The sequence below is a fragment of the Paenibacillus sp. P4_A7 genome, assembly GCF_056402455.1.
In genome coordinates this window covers 1-4,103 of sequence record NZ_JBFUHJ010000479.1, presented here as the reverse complement: position 1 = coordinate 4,103, position 4,103 = coordinate 1, and the positions used below count along the sequence as shown (strand labels likewise).

Below are 4,103 nucleotides of genomic sequence, written 5' to 3'. Positions count from 1 at the left end.
CGAATAAGCTTGCTCAGACTAAGCGCAAAGACATTGTTGTTTCTCACCATGCTTTCGGTTATTTAGCTAGGGACTACGGATTAAACCAGATTGCCATTATGGGCCTTAACCCAGATGCAGAGCCACGTGGTCAGGACTTAATGAGAATTGCTAAGTTTGTTAAACAGAATGATGTAAAATATATCTTCTTTGAAGAGCTCGTTTCGGATCAACTAGCAAAGACATTGGCTGGCGAAGCTGATGTTGACACAATGGTTCTCAATCCGCTTGAAGGATTGACACCGGATCAGGAAAAAGCAGGAGAAACGTACCTTACACTTATGGAACGAAACTTGCAAAATCTGCTGCAAGCATTACAATAGATACAAAAGGCGCGAGTACGGAGCTGCTCTCAGCTCCGTACTGCTGTGAGGAGAAAGAATATGCTACAACCAAATAAAATACCAAGCGCCGATGTAAGCTGTCACCAAGAGGTAATTTCATTGGCGAATGTCTCATTTTCTTATCAGCAGCAGACCGTTATTTCGGATCTTAGCTTTGCGGTTAAGGAACGTGACTTTATCGGGTTAATCGGGACAAATGGCGCGGGCAAAACAACGCTGCTTCGAATGATCGTAGGATTGCTAAAGCCGACCAGCGGAACCATACGATTGTTTGGTGAGCCAGTTAGCAAGTTTAAGGAGTGGGAACGAATTGGTTATGTCCCTCAAAAGAACTCCTTTAATCCACTATTTCCGGCTACAGTACGTGAGGTTGTCTTATCAGGGATCTTTGGACGGAATAAAATATTTAAAAAAGTAACCCAGGCAGATTACACGAAATGCGAGGATGCGCTTCACGCTATGGGGATTGAGGATATAAGCAATAAACGGATTGGGCAGCTCTCAGGCGGACAACAGCAGCGCGTGTTTCTTGCTAGAGCACTTATTAATAATCCATCCTTGCTTATATTGGATGAACCAACTGTTGGGATTGATACGGAGACGCAGGAAAGCTTTTTCCATATGATTAAGCATATGCATCAGCATCACAACATTACTTTTTTGATGGTTTCTCATGATTTGGATATGATCCGTTCCTATTTAGGTCAGCAGCCTGCTGCGGAGAACGGGAAATTAAAGTTTCACATTAAGCATTCTCATGAAACGCAGGATTGCGTGGAAAACAACTTAGCGCATAGTTTAAAGGGGCTAAGGGAGCAAATGGAAAGCAGGAAAGAGGTTGTTTTGATTGGAGATCGTAACTAGCGAGTTTTTTCAACGAGCTCTTGTCGGCGGGCTGCTAATTGGCGTAACTGCCCCGCTGATGGGCTTATTTCTTGTCCTTCGAAGGCTGTCTATGATAGGAGATACACTATCCCATGTATCAATTGCGGGTGTTGCCCTTGGCTTTTTAATTGGCGTTTATCCAATTGCGGTAGGTTTTATATTTGCGATAGCAGCATCTTTTGCAATCGAGAAGCTTCGTAAGGCGTATAAATCGTATGCGGAACTTTCGACTGCGATTATAATGTCTGGCGGCATCGCGCTGGCATCTATCCTTTTTACGATGGGAAAAGGCTTTAATGTAAATGTGAACAGCTATTTGTTTGGAAGCATTTATACGCTGAACAACACGGATCTGTATGTCATTGGTGGTGTTACCATTGTCGTTCTAATAGCCATACGTTCACAGATAAAGGAGCTATTCCTGCTTACATTTGATGAGGATGCAGCAGCAGTTAGCGGCTTGCCCGTCAAATTTTATAATGTTATGATTAGCGTGCTTACCGCACTTGTAATAAGCGTTTCTATTAAAATCGTAGGTGCCTTGCTTGTGTCTGCCTTGCTTACAATTCCAGCCGCATGCAGCTTGGTTGTGGCACGCAGCTTCCGGCAAAGTATTATTACGGTGATCATTATTGGAGAGCTAGCCGTTGTTGCAGGATTGGTCATAGCGGGCATCTGGAATTTGGCGCCTGGTGGTACAATCGTTTTATTGCTTATTGCGTTTCTACTTTTATTACTAGGCATTCGTCGCGGGGTGGGAACAAGAAATTAATATGATTTGGGGTGAACTAGTTTGACCGATATTAACATCTGGCTTGCGTTTGCTGCAGGCTTTGCATCATTTATTTCTCCGTGCTGCTTGCCGTTATATCCGTCTTACCTTTCGTACATAACGGGTATTTCTGTAACAGATCTGAAGCAGAATCAACCGTCAAGACAAATACGCATGCGAACCATGTCGCACACCTTATTTTTTATACTAGGATTTTGTACTGTGTATTATGCACTTGGCTACAGCACAAATGTATTTGCAGAGTTCTTCAGTGAATACAGAGAACTTATTCGTCAGCTTTCTTCTATTTTGATCATCTTAATGGGTCTGTTTCTTATTGGGTTATTTCAGCCGCAATTGCTTATGAAGGAACGCCGGATGAATCTTATTCCCAAAAAAGCAAACTATATTAGCTCTTTTATTTTCGGAATTGGTTTTTCCGCTGGCTGGACGCCCTGTATAGGGCCAGCTTTAACTGCGATATTGGGTTTGGCAGCAACCTCACCTGGAACATGGTTCCAATTAACAACCGCATATGCGCTAGGTTTCGCCATCCCATTTTTTGTGCTAGCCTTTTTCTTAGGAACAGCTAGATGGATATTGAAATATTCTTCTACTGTTATGAAAATTGGYGGTGGTATTATGATTTTGATGGGTTTGCTTTTGTTTACCGATCAAATGGTTAAAATTACAATCTGGTTGAATGTCATTACGCCTGAATGGCTGAAGTTTTAAGAAAAGCGTGAAAACTTCATCTATTTACAATTGGTTGCAGTGACCGTTATGAAAAGTGTATGATACATAGAGTAACGCCGAGGTAACTGGGTGAAGAAGAGTAAGGTTAGGGGGTTCTTCAATGCCGACTCCGAGCATGGAAGACTACTTGGAAAGAATTTATAAGCTCATTGATGAAAAAGGATATGCGCGTGTCTCGGATATAGCGGAAGGACTTGAGGTACATCCTTCATCTGTCACGAAGATGATTCAGAAGCTGGATAAAGATAACTATTTGATTTATGAAAAGTACCGCGGACTTGTCCTTACAAATAAAGGCAAGAAAATGGGGAAAAGACTTGTTGATCKTCACCAATTGTTAGAAACTTTTTTAACTACAATTGGTGTTCAAGATGATAACATTTATCGCGATGTTGAAGGAATCGAGCATCACTTGAGTTGGGATTCCATTACTTGTATTGAGACGCTTGTTGAGTACTTCAAGCGTGACGGTCAAAGATTGGACGAGCTTCGAGCAGTGCGAGCGGATATGGAAAGTGATTAATATATTTTGAATCGAACAACAAATAAAAGGTCTGCGGGCGATATCGCCYGCAGACCTTTTATTTGTTGTTCTCAATTAAACGAAAGAATTAATGGTATTTCGGAAGATCGTCATCGTCCTTGCCGCCTTCGATAACGCGGAATGGTGATGTCTTCGAACGCGGTTTTTTTGTATTGATTTTGGAAGCCGTTGAACGGCTTTGCTTAACCTGCGTTCGGCTTGTATTCGAGCGTGCACCACGAAGAAAGGAAGGCGGATACTTGTATAAGAGAAAAATCCCTCCCAGCACAAGGATTGGAATTAGAAAACCAATCGGGTCTAAGATAAATACATATACAAGACCAATACAAGTCAATGCCATGATCGCGATTGTGACGCCGTTCCATCTGCGCGGCATTTTGTTCATTAATGTTTCCGCCTTTCCTTTTTTCGTCAAGATTTAGACATTTGTTGATCTAGTTCATGCATCCGGTTAAAGGACGCAATTGATACAGCTACTTGATCATCATGTGGTTCCTTTGTTGTAAGCAATTGAAGCCATAGCCCCGGGTAGCCAAGATAGCTTAGGACCGGAGTATCGCGCAACGCATTAGTCCAGCGGAGCACTTCATATGAAATACCCAGAACAAGCGGTAACAATAAAATCCGAATATAAATACGTTCCCAAATGGTATCCCAAGTAAAGAAAGGAAGTGAGTATATAATAACCCCTACAATAACTGTGAAAATAATAAAGCTGGAACCACAGCGGTAGTGAAGTCTGCTGTATTGCTGTACATTTTTG

7 protein-coding genes are annotated in these 4,103 nt (G+C 42.1%); 5 read left to right on the top strand and 2 right to left on the bottom strand.

Annotated features, from left to right (window positions below; translation table 11 throughout):
- The 5 genes from AC1DWN_RS29210 to mntR form a co-directional block, all read left to right on the top strand.
- Positions 1-362 (top strand): metal ABC transporter solute-binding protein, Zn/Mn family (locus AC1DWN_RS29210; RefSeq protein WP_477562392.1); only part of this gene is annotated, 362 nt, incomplete at its 5' end.
- Between the two features lie 60 nt (positions 363-422).
- Complete coding sequence (locus tag AC1DWN_RS29205; RefSeq protein ID WP_477562391.1) at positions 423-1,247, top strand: metal ABC transporter ATP-binding protein; 825 nt, start codon at positions 423-425, stop codon at positions 1,245-1,247.
- Entirely contained in the window at positions 1,231-2,040 is an 810-nt protein-coding gene (locus AC1DWN_RS29200; RefSeq protein WP_477562390.1) for a metal ABC transporter permease, read from the top strand. Before AC1DWN_RS29205 ends, AC1DWN_RS29200 begins: the two co-directional genes overlap by 17 nt.
- Before the next feature lie 21 nt (positions 2,041-2,061).
- Positions 2,062-2,775: a cytochrome c biogenesis CcdA family protein gene (locus AC1DWN_RS29195; protein ID WP_477562389.1), complete on the top strand. Its 714-nt coding sequence runs from the start codon at positions 2,062-2,064 to the stop codon at positions 2,773-2,775.
- A 121-nt stretch (positions 2,776-2,896) separates the two neighbouring features.
- The gene (gene mntR, locus AC1DWN_RS29190) at positions 2,897-3,319 is read left to right on the top strand and encodes a transcriptional regulator MntR (RefSeq protein ID WP_477562388.1); all 423 of its coding nucleotides are present in this window, start codon (positions 2,897-2,899) and stop codon (positions 3,317-3,319) included.
- A gap of 88 nt (positions 3,320-3,407) precedes the next feature.
- Here the strand turns inward: mntR and AC1DWN_RS29185 are convergent, their stop codons facing one another.
- Both AC1DWN_RS29185 and AC1DWN_RS29180 read right to left on the bottom strand, forming a co-directional pair.
- Complete coding sequence (locus AC1DWN_RS29185) at positions 3,408-3,725, bottom strand: tripartite tricarboxylate transporter TctB family protein (RefSeq protein ID WP_477562387.1); 318 nt, start codon at positions 3,723-3,725, stop codon at positions 3,408-3,410.
- A 26-nt stretch (positions 3,726-3,751) separates the two neighbouring features.
- A partial coding sequence (locus AC1DWN_RS29180; RefSeq protein ID WP_477562386.1) for a DUF1385 domain-containing protein occupies positions 3,752-4,103 on the bottom strand: 352 nt, incomplete at its 5' end.

Bases quoted from the DNA above. Each gene is read 5' to 3' on its own strand.
- AC1DWN_RS29205 (WP_477562391.1), top strand. From the start codon at position 423: ATGCTACAACCAAATAAAATACCAAGCGCCGATGTAAGCTGTCACCAA.
- AC1DWN_RS29185 (WP_477562387.1), bottom strand. From the start codon at position 3,725: ATGAACAAAATGCCGCGCAGATGGAACGGCGTCACAATCGCGATCATG.